General features: G+C 33.2%; 22 protein-coding genes. 6 read left to right on the plus strand and 16 right to left on the minus strand.

From position 1 onward, the window contains the following. Window positions 1-34: 34 nt before the first annotated feature. From gmk to ACVCZW_RS14475, 3 genes are read left to right on the plus strand one after another with little or no spacing between them, the layout of a single operon-like run. Window positions 35-634 (plus strand): guanylate kinase, encoded by a 600-nt coding sequence (gene gmk / locus ACVCZW_RS14465; protein WP_452230399.1) that lies wholly within the window; start codon window positions 35-37, stop codon window positions 632-634. Window position 635: 1 nt separating this feature from the next. Next, complete coding sequence (gene nadD, locus ACVCZW_RS14470) at window positions 636-1,217, plus strand: nicotinate (nicotinamide) nucleotide adenylyltransferase (RefSeq protein WP_452230400.1); 582 nt, start codon at window positions 636-638, stop codon at window positions 1,215-1,217. A gap of 10 nt (window positions 1,218-1,227) precedes the next feature. Further along, window positions 1,228-1,662 carry an RbsD/FucU domain-containing protein gene (locus tag ACVCZW_RS14475; protein WP_452230401.1) on the plus strand — a complete coding sequence of 145 codons (435 nt, stop codon included), beginning with the start codon at window positions 1,228-1,230 and terminating at the stop codon, window positions 1,660-1,662. Window positions 1,663-1,902: 240 nt separating this feature from the next. On the opposite strand, the gene lysM is transcribed toward ACVCZW_RS14475, so the two are convergent. Both lysM and ACVCZW_RS14485 read right to left on the minus strand, forming a co-directional pair. After that, a complete protein-coding gene (lysM, locus tag ACVCZW_RS14480; protein ID WP_452230402.1) occupies window positions 1,903-2,400 on the minus strand; it encodes a peptidoglycan-binding protein LysM in 498 nt (165 codons plus the stop codon). Between the two features lie 248 nt (window positions 2,401-2,648). After that, a complete protein-coding gene (locus tag ACVCZW_RS14485; protein ID WP_452232746.1) occupies window positions 2,649-3,611 on the minus strand; it encodes a nicotinic acid mononucleotide adenyltransferase in 963 nt (320 codons plus the stop codon). Window positions 3,612-3,775: 164 nt separating this feature from the next. Here ACVCZW_RS14485 and ACVCZW_RS14490 point away from each other — a divergent pair, with 164 nt between their 5' ends. After that, window positions 3,776-4,777, plus strand: a complete 1,002-nt coding sequence (locus ACVCZW_RS14490; protein ID WP_452230404.1) for an NAD(P)H-dependent glycerol-3-phosphate dehydrogenase — start codon at window positions 3,776-3,778, stop codon at window positions 4,775-4,777. Between the two features lie 301 nt (window positions 4,778-5,078). Here the strand turns inward: ACVCZW_RS14490 and ACVCZW_RS14495 are convergent, their stop codons facing one another. From ACVCZW_RS14495 to ACVCZW_RS14530, 8 genes are all read right to left on the minus strand, one after another. Continuing rightward, on the minus strand, window positions 5,079-6,854 hold the full coding sequence (locus tag ACVCZW_RS14495; RefSeq protein ID WP_452232747.1) for an alpha/beta fold hydrolase: 1,776 nt from the start codon (window positions 6,852-6,854) through the stop codon (window positions 5,079-5,081). Between the two features lie 75 nt (window positions 6,855-6,929). Further along, the gene (locus ACVCZW_RS14500; protein WP_452230406.1) at window positions 6,930-7,511 is read right to left on the minus strand and encodes a Crp/Fnr family transcriptional regulator; all 582 of its coding nucleotides are present in this window, start codon (window positions 7,509-7,511) and stop codon (window positions 6,930-6,932) included. A 49-nt stretch (window positions 7,512-7,560) separates the two neighbouring features. Beyond that, window positions 7,561-7,956 carry a hypothetical protein gene (locus tag ACVCZW_RS14505; RefSeq protein ID WP_452230407.1) on the minus strand — a complete coding sequence of 132 codons (396 nt, stop codon included), beginning with the start codon at window positions 7,954-7,956 and terminating at the stop codon, window positions 7,561-7,563. 17 nt (window positions 7,957-7,973) lie between these two features. Continuing rightward, on the minus strand, window positions 7,974-8,567 hold the full coding sequence (locus ACVCZW_RS14510; RefSeq protein ID WP_452232748.1) for a TetR/AcrR family transcriptional regulator: 594 nt from the start codon (window positions 8,565-8,567) through the stop codon (window positions 7,974-7,976). An 11-nt stretch (window positions 8,568-8,578) separates the two neighbouring features. Continuing rightward, window positions 8,579-9,997: an efflux transporter outer membrane subunit gene (locus ACVCZW_RS14515; RefSeq protein ID WP_452232749.1), complete on the minus strand. Its 1,419-nt coding sequence runs from the start codon at window positions 9,995-9,997 to the stop codon at window positions 8,579-8,581. A gap of 4 nt (window positions 9,998-10,001) precedes the next feature. Beyond that, window positions 10,002-13,139, minus strand: coding sequence for an efflux RND transporter permease subunit (locus ACVCZW_RS14520; RefSeq protein WP_452230410.1), 3,138 nt, complete (start codon window positions 13,137-13,139; stop codon window positions 10,002-10,004). A gap of 21 nt (window positions 13,140-13,160) precedes the next feature. After that, window positions 13,161-14,291, minus strand: coding sequence for an efflux RND transporter periplasmic adaptor subunit (locus tag ACVCZW_RS14525; protein ID WP_452230411.1), 1,131 nt, complete (start codon window positions 14,289-14,291; stop codon window positions 13,161-13,163). Window positions 14,292-14,302: 11 nt separating this feature from the next. Next, the gene (locus ACVCZW_RS14530) at window positions 14,303-14,806 is read right to left on the minus strand and encodes a GbsR/MarR family transcriptional regulator (protein WP_452230412.1); all 504 of its coding nucleotides are present in this window, start codon (window positions 14,804-14,806) and stop codon (window positions 14,303-14,305) included. Window positions 14,807-15,004: 198 nt separating this feature from the next. On the opposite strand from ACVCZW_RS14530, the gene ACVCZW_RS14535 reads away from it, so the two are divergent. Further along, the gene (locus tag ACVCZW_RS14535) at window positions 15,005-17,362 is read left to right on the plus strand and encodes an alpha/beta fold hydrolase (RefSeq protein ID WP_452232750.1); all 2,358 of its coding nucleotides are present in this window, start codon (window positions 15,005-15,007) and stop codon (window positions 17,360-17,362) included. A 41-nt stretch (window positions 17,363-17,403) separates the two neighbouring features. Here the strand turns inward: ACVCZW_RS14535 and pheS are convergent, their stop codons facing one another. The 3 genes from pheS to ACVCZW_RS14550 all read right to left on the minus strand — a co-directional run bounded on the left by pheS (window position 17,404) and on the right by ACVCZW_RS14550 (window position 19,508). Next, window positions 17,404-18,423, minus strand: a complete 1,020-nt coding sequence (pheS, locus tag ACVCZW_RS14540; protein ID WP_452232751.1) for a phenylalanine--tRNA ligase subunit alpha — start codon at window positions 18,421-18,423, stop codon at window positions 17,404-17,406. Between the two features lie 99 nt (window positions 18,424-18,522). Continuing rightward, window positions 18,523-18,948 carry a hypothetical protein gene (locus ACVCZW_RS14545; protein WP_452230415.1) on the minus strand — a complete coding sequence of 142 codons (426 nt, stop codon included), beginning with the start codon at window positions 18,946-18,948 and terminating at the stop codon, window positions 18,523-18,525. 203 nt (window positions 18,949-19,151) lie between these two features. Next, window positions 19,152-19,508, minus strand: a complete 357-nt coding sequence (locus tag ACVCZW_RS14550; protein ID WP_452230416.1) for a hypothetical protein — start codon at window positions 19,506-19,508, stop codon at window positions 19,152-19,154. A 146-nt stretch (window positions 19,509-19,654) separates the two neighbouring features. Here ACVCZW_RS14550 and ACVCZW_RS14555 point away from each other — a divergent pair, with 146 nt between their 5' ends. Then, window positions 19,655-20,176 carry a CvpA family protein gene (locus ACVCZW_RS14555; RefSeq protein ID WP_452230417.1) on the plus strand — a complete coding sequence of 174 codons (522 nt, stop codon included), beginning with the start codon at window positions 19,655-19,657 and terminating at the stop codon, window positions 20,174-20,176. 12 nt (window positions 20,177-20,188) lie between these two features. Here the strand turns inward: ACVCZW_RS14555 and ACVCZW_RS14560 are convergent, their stop codons facing one another. The 3 genes from ACVCZW_RS14560 to ACVCZW_RS14570 all read right to left on the minus strand — a co-directional run bounded on the left by ACVCZW_RS14560 (window position 20,189) and on the right by ACVCZW_RS14570 (window position 23,303). After that, a complete protein-coding gene (locus tag ACVCZW_RS14560; protein ID WP_452230418.1) occupies window positions 20,189-20,542 on the minus strand; it encodes a DUF6686 family protein in 354 nt (117 codons plus the stop codon). An 18-nt stretch (window positions 20,543-20,560) separates the two neighbouring features. Further along, entirely contained in the window at window positions 20,561-22,750 is a 2,190-nt protein-coding gene (locus tag ACVCZW_RS14565; protein ID WP_452232752.1) for a PepSY domain-containing protein, read from the minus strand. Between the two features lie 70 nt (window positions 22,751-22,820). After that, window positions 22,821-23,303, minus strand: coding sequence for a DUF2271 domain-containing protein (locus ACVCZW_RS14570; protein ID WP_452232753.1), 483 nt, complete (start codon window positions 23,301-23,303; stop codon window positions 22,821-22,823). Between the last annotated feature and the right edge of the window lie 40 nt (window positions 23,304-23,343).

A 23,343-nucleotide genomic window follows, 5' to 3' on the forward strand; every position in this document is an offset into this window, starting at 1 on the left:
CTGAGGTTCTCTCAGCGATTTAAAAAAATAGGATTTGACGAAAAATAATACAGAAAAAGGTAAACTAATAGTATTCTCTGCTCCTTCGGGATCTGGAAAAACAACCATTGTTAGGCACCTACTAAAACAAGAAGCATTAAATCTAGCATTTTCTATTTCTGCAACTTCCAGAGAAAAAAGAGGCACCGAAGCACACGCTGAAGACTACTACTTTTTATCGGCAAGTGCATTTAAACAACATATTAAAGACGATGATTTTCTGGAATGGGAAGAAGTATATAGAGATAATTTCTATGGTACTTTAAAATCTGAAGTAGAGCGTCTTTGGGCCTTAGGTAAAAACGTGATTTTTGATATTGATGTTTCTGGAGGTCTACGTATTAAAAGAAAATTTCCAGAAGAGACTTTAGCTATTTTTGTAAAACCACCAAGTATTGATGAGCTAAAAATTAGGCTTAAGAAAAGAAAAACAGAAACCGACGATAAAATTAATATGCGTGTAGCAAAAGCGAGTGCAGAATTAGCAACTGCTCCTCTTTTTGACGTAATCATTGAAAATGATAACCTAGAAAAAGCATTACTAGAAGCAGAAACTTTGGTTGGTAATTTTGTACATTCTAAAAAAGAGGCATAAAATGAAAGTTGGTTTATACTTTGGGTCTTTTAATCCTATTCATGTTGGCCATCTCATCCTTGCGAACCATCTGGCAGAACATAGTGACTTAGACCAAATATGGTTTGTTGTAACACCACACAATCCTTTTAAAAAGAAAAGTACGTTGCTAGACAACCACCAACGTTTAGAAATGGTATATCAAGCAACAAAAGACTACACAAAACTGAAACCTAGCGATATTGAGTTTGGTTTACCGCAACCAAATTACACCATTAACACGTTAACGCATCTTCAAGAAAAACACCCAGATTACGCCTTTAGTTTGATTATGGGAGAAGACAACTTAAAAAGTTTTCATAAATGGAAAAACTACGAACTGATTCTAGAAAACAATAACATTTATGTGTATCCTAGAATTTCGGAAGGAAAAGTAGCAACCCAGTTTGATAATCACGAATGTATTCATCGCATAGATGCACCAATAATACAACTTTCTTCTACCTTTATACGCAAATCTATAAAAGCTGGTAAAAACATTAAACCCATGTTACCTGAACATGTTTGGGCGTATTTGGATGAAATGAATTTTTATAGGCAATAAATAAAAAAATATGCTCAAGACACCAGTAATACATCCAACAATCATGGAAGCGCTTGCTCGTTCCGGCCATTTTGCTCAAGTTGTCATTGCAGACGGCAACTTACCAGTTGGTGCCATGACAGGTCCTAACTCTACCACTGTACATCTCAATTTTCGTCCAGGATTATTAGACGCACTCACTGTATTGGAAGGCATATTAGAAGTCTGTCCTGTTCAAGGTGCAATCGTCATGGAAAAGCCTGCTGAAGCAAATGCAGAAATACACCATGCATATAAAAAAATGCTAGGAGACGTAACTTGGGACGAGATGGAACGCTGGTCTTTCTACGACAAAATTAGAGATCCTAATACCACATTAATTATTCAAACAGGCGAACAGCGTCGTTTTGCTAATTTGATCTTAATTGTAGGAGTAGTAAAAATGCGGGAAGAAAGTGATTTCTAGGAAATTGAAATTCCGTTTTATTATACATAAAAAGCACGTTACTTTACCACCAAATTGTAAATGGTACTCGATTTTTGTAAAAAGGATGGAACGGTTTGTTTGAAATCCTTTTTTAATTTCAAAAAAGATTGAGTAGTGACAGCCTGGTTTTTTTTCTTTAAAAAATTTACCCAAATTAAAAGCACAAAAAAACGCCAACTATATAAAGCTGGCGTTTCAAATTCTATAAATATTCTAAACTTAATCTAAAGCCGGGATACGTAATACTTGACCTGGATAAATTTTATCAGGATGCTCTAACATTGGTTTGTTAGCTTCAAAAATCACAGGATATTTCATTGCATTCTCGTAATACTTCTTAGCAATTTTACCTAAAGTATCTCCGCTTACTACCGTATGAAACTGTGCTACTGGTTCTACATTTTTAACTACCATTTTATCATCTACAGTTGCAATACCATTAGAGTTTCCTACTACTAATATTACTTTCTCTCTGGTTGCTTGATCAAAAGCAAGACCAGAAATAGTTGCTGCATCATCATCAATAAATATATTTAAACCTTCTACTTGTAAGTCTAAATCTCTTACTGTTGCTTCTAATCTTTTAGCAACTAGTGTTTCTTCTTTTAGCTCTTCTGCTGTTGCTGTTGCTAATTTTTCTGCCGCTTCTTCTTCTGTAGTTTTACCTATTCCGAAAACTTTTGCTCCTGCATTTTTAATAAATGAAAATAATCCCATAATGTTTTTTTAAGTGTTAAATATTAATTAATGTAAAGATAAAAAATCTTTTTTTAAATCTAATTTAAGATTACAACTAATGTGCCAAATGCACTATAATGGTATTTCACCGATAAAAGATAACATTTTAGCTGTTTTTCTATGGGTTTCATAAGTTTGTTAATATGTATAAAAACGGAAACCGCTATAAGATTTCTCTTTAAACGGTTTCCTATTAACTAACCAACCAAAATTTTAATGAGGTAACACTATTTTGTACGTGTGTTCTCTCTTGTATTTTCCTTTTTCGCAGCACGTTGTACACGTTTCTTTTCGGTACTTGCTTTTGTTTTATCTGTTGTGGTTCCTGTTTTTAAATACGGTATATAACCTCTTCCTTTAAACTCGTATAAGGTTCCAGAAGCATTGTGAAACAATTCTATTGTACTATCATTAATAACGCTCAATTCGAAAAATTCATTGTCGAAGTAATCATAATCTAATGTTAATGTTTTTTGGTATATATTTCCGCTTACATCTCCAATGCCATAAATTCCTGAATAATCCCAATATAGATTATTAGCATTTGTTCCTGTGGCATCTTGTGAACTTCTAAAAGTAGATCCATTTCCTCCAGTTAAAAACTGCAGGTAGTTTTCGTTATCAAATTCGTTTAAAGCACCGTAGTTACTAGTGAATGTTTTTTCCCAAGCTTCATATTCTTGCATGAAATAATGAATGTTATCATAAAAAACAAAGTCATAATCAAAAGATGCACGTTGGTAACCATGTAAAAAATACGAAGTATCATTATTAGGATTATACAATTCTATCGTGTTATAATCTATTTGGTACACATCAAAGGTTTCAAAACCATCTATAGCATGATCTACATCTAAAATCATATTATAGGTATCATAATAACCAACCGAAATTCCAAAACCATTTCCTTGACTACCAATTCCTACCAAGTTATTGTTTGCGTAAAGCACTCCGTTTCTAAACGATATGGTAAAAGCCGTTTGTAAAAAACGTGTTTCTCCATATCCTACCGTTTGATTAATATCCACATACCACAATTCATAAGTCCCTAATAATTGGTTTAATGAAACTGTTGGTACCGGGTTATTGTTGTTGTTATTGTAATCGTCTACATAAACATCTTCATGATAACAGGACGTAAATAAGAATGCTATACTAGCAAATATCGAAAGTAGTTTTGTCGTTTTCATAATCGTTCGTTTTAAAGTTAATACTTTTAGATATTCAAAACCTGTGCCAAAAAAATTAAAGTATTGATTATCAATAGAATAATATGATTGATATTTTGCTTATTTTTGAAACTCTAATAATTACGTTTTCCGTTGTCACGGAAATTAAAAAGAAAATATTTTTAATGAGCAAACCTTTAAAATATGCTGTTTTTGGTAGCGGAAGTTGGGCTACTGCAATTGTAAAAATGCTATGTGAAAACCAAAAAGAAGTTGGTTGGTATATGCGAAGCATTTATATTAAAGAACATCTATTAAAAGAACAGCACAATCCAAGTTATTTAAGTTCTGTTGAGTTTCATTTAGAACAGTTAAAACTCTCGAATGACATCAATGAAATGGCTGCTTATGCAGATGTGCTAATCTTTGTGATACCTTCTGCTTTTATGCATTCGGAATTAGAAAAGCTTACCTATAATATTCAAGATAAAATTGTAGTATCTGCAGTAAAAGGCATCATTCCAGAAACCGGAAAATTAGTTGGCGAGCATTTACACGATGTGTATAAAATTCCACTAGATAATATTGCCGTAATTTCTGGACCTTGCCATGCAGAAGAAGTAGCTTTAGAGCGTTTATCCTATTTAACTATTTCATGTATAGACGCCGAAAAAGCGCAAAATATAGCAGATGCGCTATCTAGTGATTACATTAAAACCAAAATTAGTGATGATGTCATTGGTACAGAATACGCTGCAATGCTTAAAAACATTTACGCCATTGCTGCCGGAATTGCGCATGGTTTAGGTTATGGTGATAATTTTCAAAGTGTATTAATGAGTAATGCCATTCGTGAAATGAAGCGTTTTATTAAAAAAATGCACAAAATGAAACGTAATATTAACAACTCGGCGTACCTAGGCGATTTATTAGTAACTGGCTACTCTGTTTTTTCAAGAAACAGACTATTTGGAAACATGATTGGTAAAGGCTACACTGTAAAATCTGCACAGTTAGAAATGAGCATGATTGCAGAAGGTTACTACGCCACAAAATCGGCACATTTATTAAACAAAAACAACAAGAAAAAAACGCAACTACCAATTATAAATGCAGTCTACGAGATTTTATATGAAGGTAAAGACGCTAAAAAGGTGTTTCAAAAACTGACAGATAAGTTGGATTAAAACTAGGAACTTATTCTATTTTATCTAGATTATTTGGGCGTTACCATCTTTCGCTGAAAAGCTTCAAAATGGTCGCGCTTTTCGTTATATCTTTTGCAAAAAAGCAAAAGGATGCCACTGCAATCGCTAACGCACTTATTTGCTAATTGCATTTTCTGTACATAAATAGTGTGTATTTAAATAAAAACAACCACCTCGCTTTCCGATTTTTTCAGAAAGCCAAAATCCACCTTCCATTATCAAAAGAAGGTGGATTTTATGTTCCTTAGAAAACACAAAACGGAAGGGTTTTAACAGAAGTTTAATTCACTTCCTTTAAAGGGTTTGTTTGTACCACATCCATCTTTAAAATCTTTGCAAATCTATCGTTTGGATTATCAATAACATACCAAGTGTGTTTTGTTGTTCCTTCCAAGTTTTTACCATCTTTAGTTTTTCCTTTCCAGTCGAACTCCACATTCATTTCATACTCGTTTTCCATAATTTGTTTGACTTCAAAATTCTTAGGATAATGTTCGCTATTCGATAACTGCTTGGGTGTTCCGTTTAGCCATTTCTCTAAATCTGAAATAGAAGTAATTTTACTCGACGTAGAAAAATTTAATACAAAATCATCTGCTAGCACTTCTTTAAAAGGAGTTACATCACCATCTAAATTTTCCATAGATGCAATCCAATAATACATTAAAGATTTCACTCTATTAGTAGGATAGGCATCTTCAAAAACCTCGTTTGTTTCTCCAGTAGGTATTATTTCTATAGACGAAAATTTTGGCAAACCATCTTTAGTTTTAACCATTTCTGTATTATAATGTATGGTGTAGCTAGCCTTCACGCCATCGGGGCGTATATTCTGATAACGTAAATCTGCTTCTAAATGCAATCCTTTTTCCGTAGTCGTAATGTTTACATTTTCTACATGGTGTGCATTTTTCCATCCTTTATACACCGCAAGTCTTTCTGGGTAATTCGCTTTTCCTCGCATTTCGCCAGCAGACGTTTTCATATAAAGAGTATCCTCTAAAATATCCAATTGGTTATCTATACGTTGTTTATTCATCTCTCTTTCGTACAATTGATACCATCTGTGTAATTGCACTTTTGCTATATGTTGTTCTCTAGTTGTTGGTACTGTTGCTTTCATTTCTTTACTTTTTTTTTGGATAAATTCATTAATACTTGTTGCCACAACTTCTGGAACTTCTAGTTGTGGTGAATGGGAAGCATTTTCTATAATTTCAATTTCAGATAACAAGATATCTCTGTTATATCGCTCTGCTACATTAAACTTTACAACGGCATCATGCTTTCCCCAAAGAACTAAAGTAGGGGCTTTAATCTGGTTTATTTGATCTTTTAAGTCAAAATAAGAACCATTTTTTATTTGTGGAATGATGGTGTTATTTAAAAAATCACGGCTCTCATTTATTTGCGAGATGTACATTTTTTTTATTGGTCCCGGCAACTCCGGAACTTTATAAAACACACGAGATAAAACCATATTTAAATCGGCTTCATTTTTTAAAACACTACCAAATCCAGAATACACCACGTGATCGTCTAATGTTAAACCTGGCGCATTTAAAAGCACTAGTGATGTTACCGCATTTGGATAAGCAATGCTATAAGCTGCAGCAATGTGTCCTCCCATGGAATTCCCTACTAGGTTAAAATTTTCAACTTCCAAATTGGTTAAAAAACGGTGTAAAAAATCTACTTGCCCTTTAATACTTAAATCTAAAGAAGCTTCTTTTGCATTCTCTCCAGAAGCCAAAAGATCTGGAATAATTAAATAGTAATCGTTTGTTAGATACGCAGCAGACTGCACAAAGCTGTTTTTATCATCGCCAAGGCCATGAAGCAATACTAAGGTGTCTTTTGCTATCTTATTATTGTTTGTATAATAGTGCGTGTTATATCCATTTACAGTTATTGTTTTTGCTGTTAAATGTGCTGCACTTGCATTTTGTGAATACGTGAAATCCACTATTTTTTCAGGAAAGAAAAAATAAATAATTCCGACTCCAATTACAAGCAGCGAAAAAAGGGCTCCAACTATTTTTAATATCCTTTTCATAATAGTTTTATTAATTATTAGGATACAAATATCGGAAGGATACAAGGACTGTGCGTTGCCATTTGACAACAAATACTATTCGTTAACTATTTGTTTCCGAATTCTGCTTAACGAGAATTTTGTGATTCCTAAAAAGGAAGCAATATGACTTTGAGGCACTCTATTTATAATAGATGGGTTTGTATTTAATAAACTTAAATAAGAAGATTTTGCATCTTGGTTTATTAATTGCCTTTGAAAATTTGTTTTCTCAAGCAGTACTTTAGAAGTGATTTTTGCAATAATAGCATTCCAACTTGGTATTTCTGTAGTAAACAACTCCCAGGTTTGTCGATCCATCATTAAAACAACACAATCCGTTTCTGCAGCAATACTTCCAGAACTAAACGAGTATTCGTTAAAGCTAGTTATATTTGTTACAAATTGATTTTCGGACATGAAATAAGAAGTAATTTCACTGCCTTGACCATCATAAAAAAAGTATCGAAAAATCCCTTCGGTGATAAAGCCAACCTGATTTGCTATTTTTCCAGCATGTAAAAATACTTCTCCAGCTTTATATGTTTTAACGCTAACATTTTCCGCTAAACGCAACTTATCGTCAGCGGTTAAAGCGCCAAAAGTTTCTAAATATTGTATTAACTGGTTGCTCTGCATACTTTTAATGGATTTCTTTTAAAACCTTATGTAAAAGTATTCAAATAATTCACTTTACCAAAACACCTTTCGCTTCCATTAACGGAACCGGTTGCAAAGCTTTTAAATTAATGGTGTTTTTTCTAAAAGTATATGTTTTATCAAACATCTTGTTTCCTTCAAAAAAAGTGACTTTAAATTGATTATTTATAGCAAATAAATCTTCTTGTAATAGTTCTATTTTCGCGTAGCTTTTTTTAGGTAACTTGTCTAGTTTTTTTCTAAAAATAGAAGTCATTTTATCTTTAGAATAACCACTAGTAACAATGAGTACCATTTCTAGATCTACCTCTTTATCATTAATGATATACGCGTTCCAATCTTGCGTTTTATAAATATCGTTATACTCATTTACAACAGCTAAGTAAACACCTTCGACTTTTGGGATGTCAATATCTTTTTTCATACTGCAAAAATAGTAAACTATGTCAAATAAGAATTAGAATAGTTAGGTGTAATTATTCCTTTTAAATTATAGAGCACTAAATGTCTAAATAATTCTTCCTTTGGAAACATTTCAAATAGATTATTCTCTTTAAATACAAGATTATCTATTCTGAAAAAATAAATCTTTACTATTAATGCTAGATTCACTTCTGGCTTAATTTCACCAGAGTCTTGGGCTTGCTTCAATAAGTTATATACAATGTTGTTGGATAGGTTTTCAATAAAACCATTAAAAAGCGCACTGGATTTTGGATAATATTTCTCTAATCCAAAAAGAAAAGAGGGCTTAAAGTACTTTAAATACTCAAACCCTCTTCTGTAAATTAACACTACACACAAAATAGGATCGTTACCATTGCTGCTAACAATCCCATTTATATCTTCTTTATACTCGTTTAATAAACTCTCTAAACTAGCAGTAACTAGATCTTCTTTATTATTAAAAAACGTATAAATTGTTTTTTTAGAAATCCCAAGCGTATTTGCTATCTCGTCTAACGTTACATGTTTGCTTCCGCATTTTGTAAACTTTGTAATAGAACACTTTAACAATTGCGCTTTGGTAATCATCTTTATTTATTTTATCTCCATCCACCACCAAGTGCTTCGTATAAATCTACAATAGACACTAATTGATTGAGTCTACTATTGATAACATTAAGCTCTGCACTTAATGCACTTTGTCTTGCGGTTAATAAATCTAAATAGTTAGCATATCCGTTTTTAAGAAGTACTTCCGAGTTGCTTTCCGCTTGACGTAAAGCTTCCACTTCACTTTTTCTAAATTCAAACTTTTTGATTTCCGATTCATAAGAAAATAAGGCATTAGACACTTCACTTCCTGCAACTAATAATGTCTTTTTAAACTGCAGTAACGCTTGCTCTTGTTGTGCAATAGCAACTTCCTTTTGTGTTTTTAAAGCGCGTTGATTTAAAAGTGGTTGGGTTAAACCTCCAACTACTGTTGCAAATAAGGAATTCAAGTTTAATAACTTATCCAATTCTAAACTTTGCAATCCTCCGGAAGCAGTTAATGTTAACGAAGGATATAAGTTACTATTCGCGACATTCGTTAATTCAAAAGACTGTATTAAGCCATACTCTGCAGCCATAACATCGGGTCTATTACTAAGTAATGTTGCTGGCACACCAAGTGTGATATCTTCTTCTATTTTCTGAAGATCTAAACTACTTCTTTCAAAATTTCGTGGTCCTTTACCTAATAAAATACTTAACGTATTTTCTGTTTTAAAAATAGCGGTTTCAATATCTACCTGCAATGCTTTTGCATTATTGTACTGCGCTATATTTTGATCTACAGCAACTTGAGTCACTTGACCAGCATCTTTAAGTGCTTTAATAGTTTCTACACCACTTTCTCTTGTTGTAATGGTTTGCTTTGTTACTTCTAACTGTGCATCTAAAGCCAACAAGTTGTAATAGGTATTTGCGATACTAGAAATCAACTGTGTTTTCACCAATTGATGTCCGGCAACACTTTGCAAATATGCTGCCTGTGTTGCTCTTTTACCACTTCTTATTTTTCCCCAAAGATCTGCTTCCCAAGATAGATTTGCTGTGATATCATAAGTATCTGTTCCGCCACTAAATATGGATCCAAATTGACTGTTTTCAGAAAATTCTTGACGGGTATAATTAGCACCTACATTTAAGCTTGGCAAATATCCTGCTTTCCCTTGTTTTGCATACGCTTCGGCAGCTACTATTTGTTGTAGCGCAATACGCACATCCATATTATTTTGCAGACCTTCTTCTACATATTGTTGTAAGTAAGTATCTGTAAATAACGTTTTCCAAGATACATCTGCAATAGAAATGCTATCTGTTGGCAAATTATCGGTTCTGTAAAGTGCTTCCGTTTCTGTATTTAATTCTGGTCGTGTATATTCTTGCGCTACAAAACAACCTTGTAATGTTAATGCAACTACCAGTAAAAGAATCGGTTTACTAAAATTTCTATGTTTTATAATGGTTTTCATCTTTTTATTCTTCAATAGTTTGTACTGTTGGTTTACCTGAAACTTTTTCTTGTAACCACTGGAATAATATAAATAAGATAGGAATTACAAAGACTCCTAATATAGTACCGATAAGCATTCCTCCAACGGCTCCTGTACCAATAGAGTTGTTTCCTTCAGAACCAACACCTTTTGCTAATACTAATGGCATTAAACCTAATATAAAGGCAAAAGAGGTCATTAAAATTGGACGTAGACGTGATTTTGCTCCATGGATTGCAGCATCTACAATACTCTCCCCATTTTTTCGTCTAGCTAAAGCAAATTCGACAATAAGTATGGCATTTTTAGCGAGCAGACCAATTAGCATGATTAAGGCAATCTGGAAATAGATGTTGTTTTCTAATCCGAAAAGCTTCGTACTAATATATGCACCAAATACTCCAAATGGTAAAGATAATACTACTGCAAATGGTAATAAATAACTTTCATATTGTGCACTTAATAAGAAATACACAAACAGAATACTTAATATAAATATGAATGTGGTTTGATTTCCTGCACTCACTTCTTCACGAGTTAAACCAGAATAAGCAACCGTATAATTACTTGGTAGTTTTGCGACTTCTTCTTCAATCACTCTAATAGCATCTCCTGTACTAAATCCGTCGTTTGTTGCTCCAGAAATCTTAGTTGAATTAAATAAATTGAAACGCGTTACCGATTGTGGTCCATACACACGTTTTAGAGTTACAAACTGTGTAATTGGTGTCATTTCACCCGAATCTGTTCGCACATACATACTATTTAAAGCATTTTTATCTGCTCTATCTTCTGGTAAAGCCTGAATATACACTCTAAATTGTTTTCCAAATCTAGAGAAATCGGAAGCATAAATTCCTCCAATATATCCTTGCAATGTAGAAAAAATACTAGTTACAGATACTCCTTTTTCTTTTGCTAAAGGAACATTAACTTCCATTTCGTATTGCGGATAGTTTGTACTAAATGAGGACTGTGCATATTTAATTTCTGGATGACTCATTAAAGCCATAGAAAAATCTTTATTTGCTTTATCTAAATCGGCGAACTCTCCTCCATATTTATCTAATAAATTAATTTCAAAACCAGACGAGTTACCAAAACCACGAATACTAGGTGGTGAAAAGAAAATAATATTAGCATCTGGAATGGTAGCTGCTACACCAAACAATTTTCCTGTAATCGCTTGCACGGAAAGAGAAGGATCTGTACGATCTGCCCAATCTTCCAATTTTATAATACCAAAACCAAAGTTACTACCAGAACCACTAATTAAACTTCTACCTTTAATAAAGTTAAGAGCGACAATACCTTCTATGCTTTCCGCCTTTTCGTAAAGTTTTCTTGCTACTGCATCTGTTCTATCTAGTGAAGCTCCTGGAGGCAATTCGATATTAGCGAAAATAATTCCTCTATCTTCATTAGGTACAAATCCTGTTGGTGTAGTTGTTGATGCCCAATAAATTCCGACTCCAGCAATGATTAATAATAAAACAGAAATAAATTTTCTTTTGTATAAAAACTGAAGCGATCTACCGTAACGTTCTACTGTAGCGTTAAATCCGCGATTAAATAAAGTATAAAAACGTTTTAACGGACTTTTTCCTTTTAAATCTTCATCGTCTTTATGCCCTTTTAATAACAAAGCACATAATGCTGGACTTAAGGTTAAAGCGTTTACTGCCGAAATTAAAATGGCAATAATTAACGTCACACCAAATTGCTCATAAAACACACCTGTTGGACCCGTTATAAAAGTTACAGGAATAAATACTGCTGCCATTACCAAAGTAATAGAAATAATAGCACCAGAAATTTCATTCATGGCTGTTAGCGTCGCTTTTTTAGGATCCTTTTCCCCTGCATCTAATTTGGCGTGCACAGCCTCTACAACTACAATGGCATCATCTACCACAATACCAATAGCGAGGACTAACGCGAATAGCGTTAATAAGTTAATAGAATATCCAAAAACATTCAAGAAAAAGAAAGTACCTATAATAGAAACGGGCACTGCAATTGCTGGAATTAACGTCGAACGGAAATCTTGTAAGAAGATAAATACCACTAAGAAAACTAATAAAAAGGCTTCTAATAAGGTACTAATCACCTTTTCAATAGATGCGTTTAAGAATAAACTAGTATCATAAGGCACAAAAATATCTAAGCCATCAGGAAGGTCGGCCTTTACCGATTCTAAAGTAACTTTAATATTTTCAATAATCTCTTGTGCATTAGAACCTTTAGTTTGGAAAATACCCATAAATACCGCAGGATATCCCTTACTCATTGCATTCGCCGAGTACGATTGTGCATCTAACTCAATAGTTGCGACATCTTTTAATCGTAAGAACTCTCCATTTCCTAATGCTTTAATAACAATATCGCTGTATTGCGCTTCGTCTTTAAAACGTCCGCTATAAGTTAACGTATAGGAGAAAGATTCCCCATTATTCTGTCCTAAAGATCCTGCAGCTGCTTCTAAATTTTGTTCTGCTAAAGCAGCAGAAATATCAGAAGGAATTAAACCGTAGGATGCTAATTTTTCTGGATTTAACCAGATACGCATAGCATAATCTTGTTGTGAAAATACACTAACATCACCAACACCACTAATACGCTGTATTGCTGGAATAACATTAATTTTCAAGTAATTCTGAATAAAAGTAGCATCGTAATCGTCGCTTTCCGAATACATGGAAATAAACATTAACGCACTGGTTTCTTGTTTTTGCGTTATAATACCTGTTTGCGTAACCTCTGATGGTAATAAAGGTGTTGCTCTAGCAACACGATTTTGAACGTTTACAGCAGCAATATCTGCATCAATTTCTTGATCAAAATACACTGTAATTTCGGCTCCTCCTGTGTTAGATGCTGTAGAAGTAATATACGTCATCCCTTCTACACCATTAATTTGTTCTTCGATAGGAATAATTACACTTTCTAAAACGGTTTCTGCATTTGCTCCTGTATAATTTGCCGTCACCTTAATGGTTGGTGGTGCAATATCTGGATACTCCTCTATAGGCAAGCTAGTTATACTAATAACTCCAAGCAAAACTATGATAATAGAGATTACGGTCGAAAGAACGGGTCTTTCAATAAATGTTTTTAACATGACTAATATGTATTTATTTATCTAATTTCTGAATAAAGTTGCAACCGGTTTAATAGCTTCCTCAAAAGAAGTTTCTTGCGGTGAAATCACCATACCGTTTCTTAATTTACCAACCCCAGTTGTTACAATTTTATCTTTTACTTCTATACCAGACGCTACAACATATAGATTGTCTACTGTTCCTTTTACCTGTATTATGGAAGTTTCTACCTTGTTGTCTTCACTAAGTTTAAATATCATAATGTTTCCTTGTTGCTCAAAAGTAGCAGACTGAGGTACCACTATAGCATCTTTATATTCTATAGGTAACCTTATTTTACCACTATTCCCGTTCGTTAAAATTTCATTTGGATTATCAAAAGCAGCTCTAATTTTTATAGTTCCTGTACTTTGATTTATCTGACCTGTACTGGTTTGAATGCGTCCTTTTTCAGAATACATTTTACCATTAGCCAAAATCAAACTTAAGTCTGGAGAATTCTTAATACGCTCCGCTTTCGTTTTCCCTTCTGAATTTTGTAAATGGTCTATATATTGCGCTTCATTGAAACTAAAAAAAGCATATACTTCACTAATCTCACTTACCGTTGTTAATGGAGTTGTATCGCTTGGACTAATTAAAGCACCTTCTCTAAAATTAATAGAACCAACATAACCATCTATTGGACTTTTTATAGTTGCATAACCAATATTAGCAGAAACACCACTATAGTTTGCTTGCGCTTGAACCAAATTAGCTTTTGCCGTTTCTAGTTGTACAGCACTAATAATGTTTTTTTCTACAAGCGGAATTAATTTATTTACTTCCACTTGTGCTACATTAACACGTGCTTTAGCAGCTCCAGCATCCTGGCTTAAAGACTGTGTTTCTAATTTAAATAACACTTGTCCTTTTCTTACTTTTTGACCTTCGTCTACATATACTTTTTCCACATAACCTGATGTTTTTGCTCTTACATCACTGTTTACCATTCCTTCAATAGTTGCAGGGTAATCGGTGTATCCTGTTACCGTTTTTGTTTGTATTTGTGTTACTGGGAAAGAAGCAGGTGGTGCTTGTGCAGCAGGCTTCTTTTCTTCTGCTTTCCCACAACTGACAATTACTAAGAATAAACCTAGTGCTAGTATTGTATATAATTTATTATTTTTCATTTTTATCTTGGTTAAATATTGAATTTATTATTGGCTAATTTTGTTCTTAGTTCTTCTACAGAGGATGTTGCTCCATCTATAAATTTGATGTAATCATCATGAAAATTTAAATCGAATTTTTCTTCTTCATTTTCAATTTTTTGGGTGTTTATAGTTTCTTTATAATTTTTTAATTCTAAATGCATCTCACGTTCTTCTCTCCATTCATTTACTAAGTTGTCTATATGTTGAACAATAATAGTTTTATTAATTATAAAATATTTTTTGCGATCTCCAGTTTTTGTGAAATACACAATCTTATTTAAATCTTGTAAATGATTAAGGTGTGTAGAAATAGTGCTTTTACTTGCACAAAGTATCGTTACCATATCTTCAAAAGTGGTTCCTTTTTTACCAGTTAGGATGATATAAGATAATATACGTGCTGCCACAGGTGCTAACTGCTCTCTTTTTTCTAAATGCACGCCTAGTTTTTCAACCAAGCCCATTTTTATTTGACAGATATTTTCTTTCATTTTTAATTGTTTTAATACTGTTTACTGAAAATGAATCATCTTTTTTTAGTAAACGAAGCGCAAATTTACATCTTAGTTCGGAACTAACCGAACTAAACGAAGTTAATTTATTGTTAAAAAAAAGCGTTTTTAATATCGTTTTATTCTTAGATTCAAAACGCTTAAATTTGTCGCTTACTAATTGTTTAAAAAACCAACATGAAACAGCTTGTTTTCTTTATTTCCCTTTTAATAACAGCTCCAAGTATTGGGCAAACTCAAAATCAATCCATACTTACTATAGATCAAATTATGCAAGGCGAAGACTTTGTAGGTTACTTACCTACTAATCTAAGGTGGTCTGACAATAGTAAAGACATCTATTTTAGCTGGAATCCAGATAACGATACCATTCGTTCCACATATGAAATAAATATTTCTTCAAAAAAGAAACATAAACTATCTTTTGAAGAACTTAAACAAAAAACAAATACTGGCGAATATTCTATAGATGGCTTATGGAAAGTATACCAAAAAAATGGCGATTTATTTTTAATGAACACTACAAGCTTCACCAAAAAACAAATCACAAATACCAATTCTAGAGAATCGAATCCTATATTTTCAGGAGATCAAAAGTCAATTATATATAAACTAAACAACAATTTATTCCAGTGGCATATTAGCAAAGGAACCACCACGCAGCTTACCAATTTTAAAAACGGAAAGAAGAAAAAAGAACGCAAACTTAATGCACAAGACCAATGGCTAGAAGACGATCAATTACAACATTTTAATATTCTTGAAAAACGTAAAAACGAAAGGGACGCGCAACACTACAGAAACGAACAAACGATCGCTAATCGTCAAAAAACCATTTATTTAGGCGACAAAAAAATGTTTGACATGGATATTTCTCCGGATTTAAATTATGTTATTTACCGATTGTACACTGCTCCAAAGAACAAAAACACTAATGTGCCAGACTATGTTACGGAAAGTGGCTATACCAAAGATTTAAACGCAAGAACCAAAGTTGGTCGTGATTCATATACCTATGAATCTTGGATTTTAAACCTAGAAACAGAGGAAACATATCCTATAAAAACCGACGCTATTGAAGGCATTAAAGACAAGCCTAAATACTTAAAAGAGTATACTGAAAACCCTTCCGATTATCTAGCAACTTATGAAAACCCAAGAAATGTAGAAATAGGCAATCCGATATTTTCAAACGATAGTAAAGCGGTTGTGAATATTACCTCTCAAGATTATAAAGACCGTTGGATTATGTTAATAAACCTAGAAGACGGAAGCTTAAAAACTATAGACAGACAGCATGATGATGCCTGGATTGGCGGTCCTGGAGTAGGTTGGTTTTCGCCAGGTGTAATGGGCTGGATAGACAAAAACAACATTTGGTTTAAATCTGAAAAAACGGGTTATGCACACTTATATAGCGCTAATGTGAACTCCGGAAAAATTAAAGCGTTAACTAAAGGTCATTTCGAAATTTTAAATATAACCTTATCTAAAGACCAATCCACTTTCTTTTTAAATAGTAATAAGGTAAGTCCGCACGAAAATCATTTTTATCATCTACCAGTAAAAGGCGGTAAAATGACCCAAATTACTTCGCGTCAAGGAGCTCATGAAGTTACCGTTTCACCAGACGAAAAACAACTAGCCATTAGATATTCTTATACCAACAAACCTTGGGAATTGTATGTGATGCGGAACAAAGCTGGAGCTCAAATGACGCAATTAACAGAATCTACAACCGATGTTTTTAATTCTTATGAATGGATGGATTCTGAGATCATAAACTTTACAGCAAGAGATGGTGCACGAGTTCCTGCAACCTTTTACAAACCTACAGAAGCTAAAAAGAATGGTGCTGCAGTAGTTTTTGTTCATGGTGCTGGGTATTTACAAAATGTACATCATTGGTGGTCATCTTATTACCGAGAATATATGTTTCATAATTTTTTAGTCGATAATGGATATACGGTTTTAGCTATAGATTATAGAGCAAGTGCTGGTTATGGTCGCGATTGGCGTACAGCGATTTACAGACATATGGGCGGAAAAGATTTAGATGACCAAGTGGATGGTGCAAAATACTTGATCGAAAATCAAGGTATTGATAAAGACAGACTTGGTATTTATGGTGGTTCTTATGGTGGATTTATTACTTTAATGGCAATGTTTAATGCACCAGACACCTTTAAAAGTGGGGCTGCTTTGCGCTCTGTAACCGATTGGGCACATTACAATCATGGCTATACTGCGAATATTTTAAATACACCGATTGAAGACCCAATAGCTTACAAACAAAGTTCTCCCATTTATTTTGCCGAAGGTTTAAAAGGCAATCTATTAATGCTTCATGGTATGATAGATACTAATGTACACTTTCAAGATGTAGTACGTTTATCACAACGTTTAATTGAACTCAAAAAAGAAAATTGGGAACTTGCTGTTTTTCCTTTAGAATCGCATGGATTTAAGGAATCTTCCAGTTGGTCTGATGAATACCGAAGAATTTATAAGTTGTTTCAGGAGACACTGAACTAACAAAAAAAAGGCGTCATTTAAATGACGCCTTTTTTTTATTTTTATAATGCAGATTTAAACTGCTCTAAGAATCGTACATCGTTTTCACTTAGTAATCGAATATCACTAATTTGATTGAGTAACATGGCAATTCTATCTATTCCCATTCCGAATGCAAAACCGGAGTATTCTTTAGAATCGATACCACAGTTTTCTAAAACGTTTGGATCTACCATACCACAACCCATAATTTCTAACCAACCTGTTCCTTTGGTGATTTTATAGTCCGTTTCTGTTTCTAATCCCCAATATACATCGACCTCAGCACTTGGCTCAGTAAAAGGAAAGTAAGAAGGACGTAAACGTATCTTCGATTTCCCAAACATCTCTGTTGTGAAATACTGAAGTGTTTGTTTTAAATCGGCAAAGCTTACATCTTTATCAATATATAAACCTTCTACTTGATGGAAAAAACAATGGGAACGTGCTGAAATAGCTTCGTTTCTAAATACTCTTCCTGGTGAGATGGTTCTAATTGGTGGTTTATTATTTTCCATATAACGCACTTGTACAGAACTGGTATGTGTGCGTAATAAAATATCTGGATCTGTTTGTATGAAGAAGGTATCTTGCATATCTCTTGCTGGGTGATATTCTGGCAAGTTCAATGCGGTAAAGTTGTGCCAATCATCTTCTATTTCTGGACCTTCACTTACATTAAAACCGATACGAGAAAAGATATCGATAATTTCATTTTTAACAATAGAGATTGGATGTCTTGCTCCAATTTCTATTGGTTCTCCCGGACGAGATAAATCACCGTAAGCACTTTTATCTTCTTCTTTTCCTTCTAACTCCTCTTTTAAGGCGTTTACCTTTTCTTCAGCAGTTTTTTTAAGCTTGTTTATGGTTTGACCAAATTCTTTTTTCTGGTCGTTTGCTACATTTTTAAACTCCGCAAAAAAGTCGTTTAACAATCCTTTTTTACCTAAGTATTTTATTCTAAAATTTTCAACCTCTTCTATGGATTGTGCTTTAAATACTTCGGCTTCTGCTATGAGTTCTTTTATCTTGTCTATCATGGTATATATAAATAGGAGGCAAATTTAGTGAATTTTATGTACAAAAAAATCCCTTCTTCAAAAGAAAGGGATTAATTATATTAAAGAATTGTATTCTTACTAAATTTTTATAAATACCTCACGAGTTACAATGGTAGTTGAACCATTAAAAATAGTTTCTTCGTAATAGAACGTATTCCCATCAAATTGTACTTCCCAAGTTTCTGTATCGCCATCTAATGTAATATAATAAAAACCACTAGCGCCGTTACTCCAAGTTCCAGAAACAACTTCATCTAACTGACAATTTCCATTAAGATCTTCTTCATAAGAAGTAAAAACAACAGTACCATTTGCTAAAACTTGAAATGTTTCTTCACCTTCACAAGGTTCTAATGCTACTTCTACACCATCTTCAAAGTATTTATAGTATTGCCAATTTGCAACAAAAGGATCTCCAACAGGTGTACTTCCACCATCATCATCACTGCCACAAGAAGAGAACGTAAATGCAACTACACTAAAAAGTAAAATTAATTTTTTCATATTTTTTGGTTTATTTTTTTAGAAAAGTAAAATTACTAAATTTAGTACAAGACTCCAAAATGAATTGTGCTTTAATGCGTTAGTGATTGGAGCATTGTTGGAGCTCATCTTGGATAGCGACTGCGGAAAGCGCGACCATTGCGGTAACGCCCAACTTCTTCATACTATCCCGCAAAAAAGCAGTCCCTCGAAAGTACACGTTTTTAGTCTATATATTGTGTTTCCATAAAGTAGTTTACAATCGCTTCTTTCATTAAAACGCTTTGTTCTCCTGCTTTTAAGTGCGGTAATTCTGCTTTTGTGGTGTAATGTGGCCAACCTTCATCATCTACAAAATCTAACTCATAATAGCCATAAGGCGTAAGTACTTTGCAAATTGCAATGTGCATAAGGTCTAGTTTTTGGTCCTTTTTAAAGGTTCTATTTAATTGTCCAAGTTCTTGCAAACCGATTAAATAGATGATGGCATCTAAATCTAGTTTATCTCCATCTGCGAATTGATCAGATAGTTTTACGACTACCAAATCCCAGCGTTCTTTTAGTTCTTTATCTCTTGCCATATATATAATCCACGAAAGTGGAAATCTTATTTTAGTTACTATAATAAGTTACAAAGTTACTAAACCTCGCTGTGACTTCGAGACATCTCTAATTAAAAAAAGGAGAGAAGATTTGTTTTTTCTATATTTGACAAAATTCTAATTTTATGAGCGTTTTAGATATTATTTTAGGAGCATTACTTCTTTTTGGTTTGGTAAGAGGATTTATGAAAGGGCTTTTTGTAGAAGTTGCCTCACTTGCTGCCTTGGTTGCCGGTGTTTATGGCGCTATACATTTTAGTCATTTTGCTGCAACATTTTTAGAAGGTAAATTTAGTTGGGAAGAAAAATATATTAATATTGTCGCTTTTGCTATCACTTTTATAGTTATCATTTTGGTGATATCTCTGGCAGGAAAAGCACTAACTAAACTGGCAGATTTTGCAGCTTTAGGTATTATAAATAAGTTATTAGGTGGTGTTTTTGGTGCTTTAAAAATTGGTTTAATACTTAGTATCATTCTTGTCGTTTTTAGCACAATGAATAACACGATACCTTTTGTAGGTGAAGAAGATTTAAAGGATTCTGTTTTATACGAACCTGTAAAATCCATTGCACCAATATTATTCCCTAGTATTATTAAAGCCGAAGAAACGGAAGACGAAACACCTGATACGGAAGAAGTTTAAATATATTTTATTCTAATTTAAAATTAGCGTGTAGTCAATATCATCTACATTTAGATACTTATCAAAGACGTGTTTTTTATTACAGAAAAGGGCTTTTAATTCTGCGACTTCTTGTCTATTAAACATTAAAACAAGATTAGATTGTAAAGAAGGTATTGGAATTTTCCGCTTTACTTTGGCGTCTACATATTTGTTCTCCCAATATTCTGGTTCTAATGCTAAAAGATACCTTTTAAACTGTTTGTATTGTACTTCGGTAAACTCAAAATAGATATTATTAAATTCTAAATGATATATATTACAATGTGTACAAATAGATAATTCGCCACTACTAACTTTAGAAATTGTTTTAATATTCGTACACATAGACTTCTCTTTTAGGGATTAGTAACAATCTGTTTTTATCTGATTTTTTTCTATAAATGTGCTTAACGGAAGGTTTAAGTTTTCTAGCGTAATTGTATTTAAAACTTTTAATACATCGTTTTGCATCGCCAAGGAACCGCAAATCATAAGCACACCTTTATTTTTTAAAGCTTCTGCTATCGAAAAAGCATCTAATTTTAATAGATCTTGCACATAGGTTTTAGGTCCATCTTTTGAAAACGCAACGTTTAGTTTGGCTAATTGTTTCTTATTTCTATTTTCTTTTAATGCTTGATTGTAAATTTGTAACGACTCCTTTCGTCGCACACCATAATACAAATGGGTTTCTAAATTTTTGGTGTTTTCGTCAAGCATCCCTAGAAAAGGAGCGATTCCTGTTCCGTTTGCAATTAAAATTACTCTGGATGCCTTTTTAGGAAAATGAAATGCTGCATTTTTTACGACTCGTGCTTTAAAAATATCCCCTTGGTTTAGGCTATTTAAAAACCCTGAGCCTAATCCGTTTTCATGCAATTTCACACTTAACTGTATGTTTCCGTTGACTTTTCCAATAGAATACAAACGTTCTCTGTAATCATTTTTAGGATAAATAGCCAACAAATCGCCGGACTTAAATTTTGTAGAATTCGACTTTAATGTGATTAGAAAAGTAGTATCGTTATGGTCTTCTGCTTTTGCTTTTGTTACGACCGTAAGTGTGTTGTTTGGTTTTGGTTTTGCCGCGAGTTTTTCTTTGGAAATATGCATTGGAAGCTTTCTGTTTTTGTTCCATAAGTTTATCCATTCCTCAAAGGAAGCTATGGATTTATCGTTGATGGTAAAAACAGGGAATTCTTGTTGAAACGGAAGCTGCATCGCTGCATCTACATCGTAAGCAAATTGGCAAAAATCAGGATATGCTAAAGACCCAAAACCTACCACCGAATAACTAATATCTTGTTTTTGCTTTACCGTTTTTAATCGTTCTAAAAACACATTAGCATTCGCTGGTGCTTCGCCTTTGCCATAGGTAGAAGTCATCACAATAATATGTGCTGCTTTACTGTATGTATCGTAATTATTAAGTTCTGCGATGTAAACGCTTTCGCCTACTTTTATTAATTGTTGTTGTAATTGGTTGGCAAATGGCAAGGTATTTCCGTTTTCGGAACCTACTAAAATCACATACTTGCAATTGCCTTTTTTATACTTGTTTTTTAGTTTAGCCTTCCTACGCTTTAGCGTCATTGCAAATCCGGAATAGATAAAAAACAGAATATTTACGGTAGCAATGGCTAAAATAAGAGACCATAAAATACTGCCTTTTCCAGTGTGCAAAAACATGCTTAAGTCTGAAAAAACAGTAACCAAAGGATAGTTAATTTCGCTTAAAATTTCGCCTGTGAATTGGTTTACAACAACTTCTTTATCTTTAAGGGAAAGCGTAAAATAATCTTCTACATCTTCCGAAAAAGGGAATTCAATAGTTTTTACCTCGGAAAGCTTTGTGTTCTTGAAAACAGGAAAATCTGAAAGACTTTGTTTTGGTATTTCCGAAAGGGATTCAAAATCTATTTGATGATTAATGCTACTCTTAGGAAGTAAATCGAACTTTTCCGCTGATAAATAAACACCTGTAATGGTTATAATGATAATAGGAATTAAAGAAAGTCTCCCTAAAAATACATGCCAATATTGGCTAAAGTTTTCGTTCACTATTTTGGAGAAAAACTTTTTAAAACCACCTTGTCTTTTAAGTATTAAAACGGTTCCTGAAACTGCAATTAGCAATAATAAAAAGGAGCACAATCCCACAAAAAAGCGTCCGATACCTTTTAAAAATAGAGATCTATGAAAATTAGTAACCCATTTAAAAAATTTGGATACTTCTATTTTATCTCCAATAAACGCGGCTGTTTTGGGGTTTATATATCCATTTAAACTTTCGCCATCGTTAGTAATCACAGAAGCTAAAACAAAATGGTTTGCATCTACTTGCACATCGATAACTTCTGGATATTTCTCCTTTAAATTAGTAATCGTTTCGGCAACCGTTATGCTTTCAAAATTAGAAACTTTATACGGTTCTAGCTGTTCTGAAATTGGTTGGAATGCCAAAATAATTCCAGTTACAGATGCTAAAAAAATAAAAACAAAAGAAGATACAGCTAGTGTAAGGTGGCTGTATCTCCAAATGGAAATGGTCATACTATTTTCTTGTTAAGACTTCTCGACTGCGCTCGAAGTGCCATTAAATGCTGTTTTAATATCTTCTATTTTAGTTTGGTATCATGCGCACATAACGAATAAATCCTGTGCCTTCTTTTTTACTTTTCACTGTTTCAGATGTTAATTCAAATTCTACATCTTTCGTGTAATATTCTTGATCTTCCACAGCAGTTTCAAAACGAATACTATAACCTGTATCTATTTTAGAATCTTCAATTTCTAAAACGCTAATCGTTCTTGCGCCTCCAGCAATGGTTGCTCCAGTAACGGCATCAATATTGGATCGTTTCTTTCCGTAGAAATTCCACCATTCGGAGATATCGTGATACCACTCATCATCATCTCCTTGCACGTATAAGGTTTTTTCGTATGCACCTTCTGGGTTGATAAGGGAAATAACTACATATGCATTTTCCCCTGTGTAATTAATCATTTGAATCATACATTTATAAGAAGTAACTGCTGTTTTTGTTGTAAAGGATAGCATCGTTATCGCTAAAAAACAAATCGTTAATATGGATTTAAGTTTCATCTGTAATTATATTTTATGAGATTATATTTTTATGAGATTA

It is taken from the genome of Lacinutrix sp. MEBiC02595 (genome assembly GCF_053601555.1).

What these genes read in the sequence shown, in the direction of transcription:
- lysM (WP_452230402.1), bottom strand. Translation starts at nt 2,400, where the DNA reads ATGGGATTATTTTCATTTATTAAAAATGCAGGAGCAAAAGTTTTCGGA.
- ACVCZW_RS14510 (WP_452232748.1), bottom strand. Translation starts at nt 8,567, where the DNA reads ATGATTACCAAAGCGCAATTGTTAAAGTGTTCTATTACAAAGTTTACA.
- pheS (WP_452232751.1), bottom strand. Translation starts at nt 18,423, where the DNA reads ATGATAGACAAGATAAAAGAACTCATAGCAGAAGCCGAAGTATTTAAA.
- nadD (WP_452230400.1), top strand. Translation starts at nt 636, where the DNA reads ATGAAAGTTGGTTTATACTTTGGGTCTTTTAATCCTATTCATGTTGGC.
- ACVCZW_RS14525 (WP_452230411.1), bottom strand. Translation starts at nt 14,291, where the DNA reads ATGAAAAATAATAAATTATATACAATACTAGCACTAGGTTTATTCTTA.
- ACVCZW_RS14500 (WP_452230406.1), bottom strand. Translation starts at nt 7,511, where the DNA reads ATGCAGAGCAACCAGTTAATACAATATTTAGAAACTTTTGGCGCTTTA.
- ACVCZW_RS14515 (WP_452232749.1), bottom strand. Translation starts at nt 9,997, where the DNA reads ATGAAAACCATTATAAAACATAGAAATTTTAGTAAACCGATTCTTTTA.
- ACVCZW_RS14490 (WP_452230404.1), top strand. Translation starts at nt 3,776, where the DNA reads ATGAGCAAACCTTTAAAATATGCTGTTTTTGGTAGCGGAAGTTGGGCT.
- ACVCZW_RS14485 (WP_452232746.1), bottom strand. Translation starts at nt 3,611, where the DNA reads ATGAAAACGACAAAACTACTTTCGATATTTGCTAGTATAGCATTCTTA.
- ACVCZW_RS14535 (WP_452232750.1), top strand. Translation starts at nt 15,005, where the DNA reads ATGAAACAGCTTGTTTTCTTTATTTCCCTTTTAATAACAGCTCCAAGT.
- ACVCZW_RS14565 (WP_452232752.1), bottom strand. Translation starts at nt 22,750, where the DNA reads ATGACCATTTCCATTTGGAGATACAGCCACCTTACACTAGCTGTATCT.
- ACVCZW_RS14505 (WP_452230407.1), bottom strand. Translation starts at nt 7,956, where the DNA reads ATGAAAAAAGATATTGACATCCCAAAAGTCGAAGGTGTTTACTTAGCT.
- ACVCZW_RS14495 (WP_452232747.1), bottom strand. Translation starts at nt 6,854, where the DNA reads ATGAAAAGGATATTAAAAATAGTTGGAGCCCTTTTTTCGCTGCTTGTA.
- ACVCZW_RS14550 (WP_452230416.1), bottom strand. Translation starts at nt 19,508, where the DNA reads ATGGCAAGAGATAAAGAACTAAAAGAACGCTGGGATTTGGTAGTCGTA.
- ACVCZW_RS14555 (WP_452230417.1), top strand. Translation starts at nt 19,655, where the DNA reads ATGAGCGTTTTAGATATTATTTTAGGAGCATTACTTCTTTTTGGTTTG.
- ACVCZW_RS14520 (WP_452230410.1), bottom strand. Translation starts at nt 13,139, where the DNA reads ATGTTAAAAACATTTATTGAAAGACCCGTTCTTTCGACCGTAATCTCT.
- ACVCZW_RS14545 (WP_452230415.1), bottom strand. Translation starts at nt 18,948, where the DNA reads ATGAAAAAATTAATTTTACTTTTTAGTGTAGTTGCATTTACGTTCTCT.
- ACVCZW_RS14560 (WP_452230418.1), bottom strand. Translation starts at nt 20,542, where the DNA reads ATGTGTACGAATATTAAAACAATTTCTAAAGTTAGTAGTGGCGAATTA.
- ACVCZW_RS14530 (WP_452230412.1), bottom strand. Translation starts at nt 14,806, where the DNA reads ATGAAAGAAAATATCTGTCAAATAAAAATGGGCTTGGTTGAAAAACTA.
- ACVCZW_RS14570 (WP_452232753.1), bottom strand. Translation starts at nt 23,303, where the DNA reads ATGAAACTTAAATCCATATTAACGATTTGTTTTTTAGCGATAACGATG.
- ACVCZW_RS14475 (WP_452230401.1), top strand. Translation starts at nt 1,228, where the DNA reads ATGCTCAAGACACCAGTAATACATCCAACAATCATGGAAGCGCTTGCT.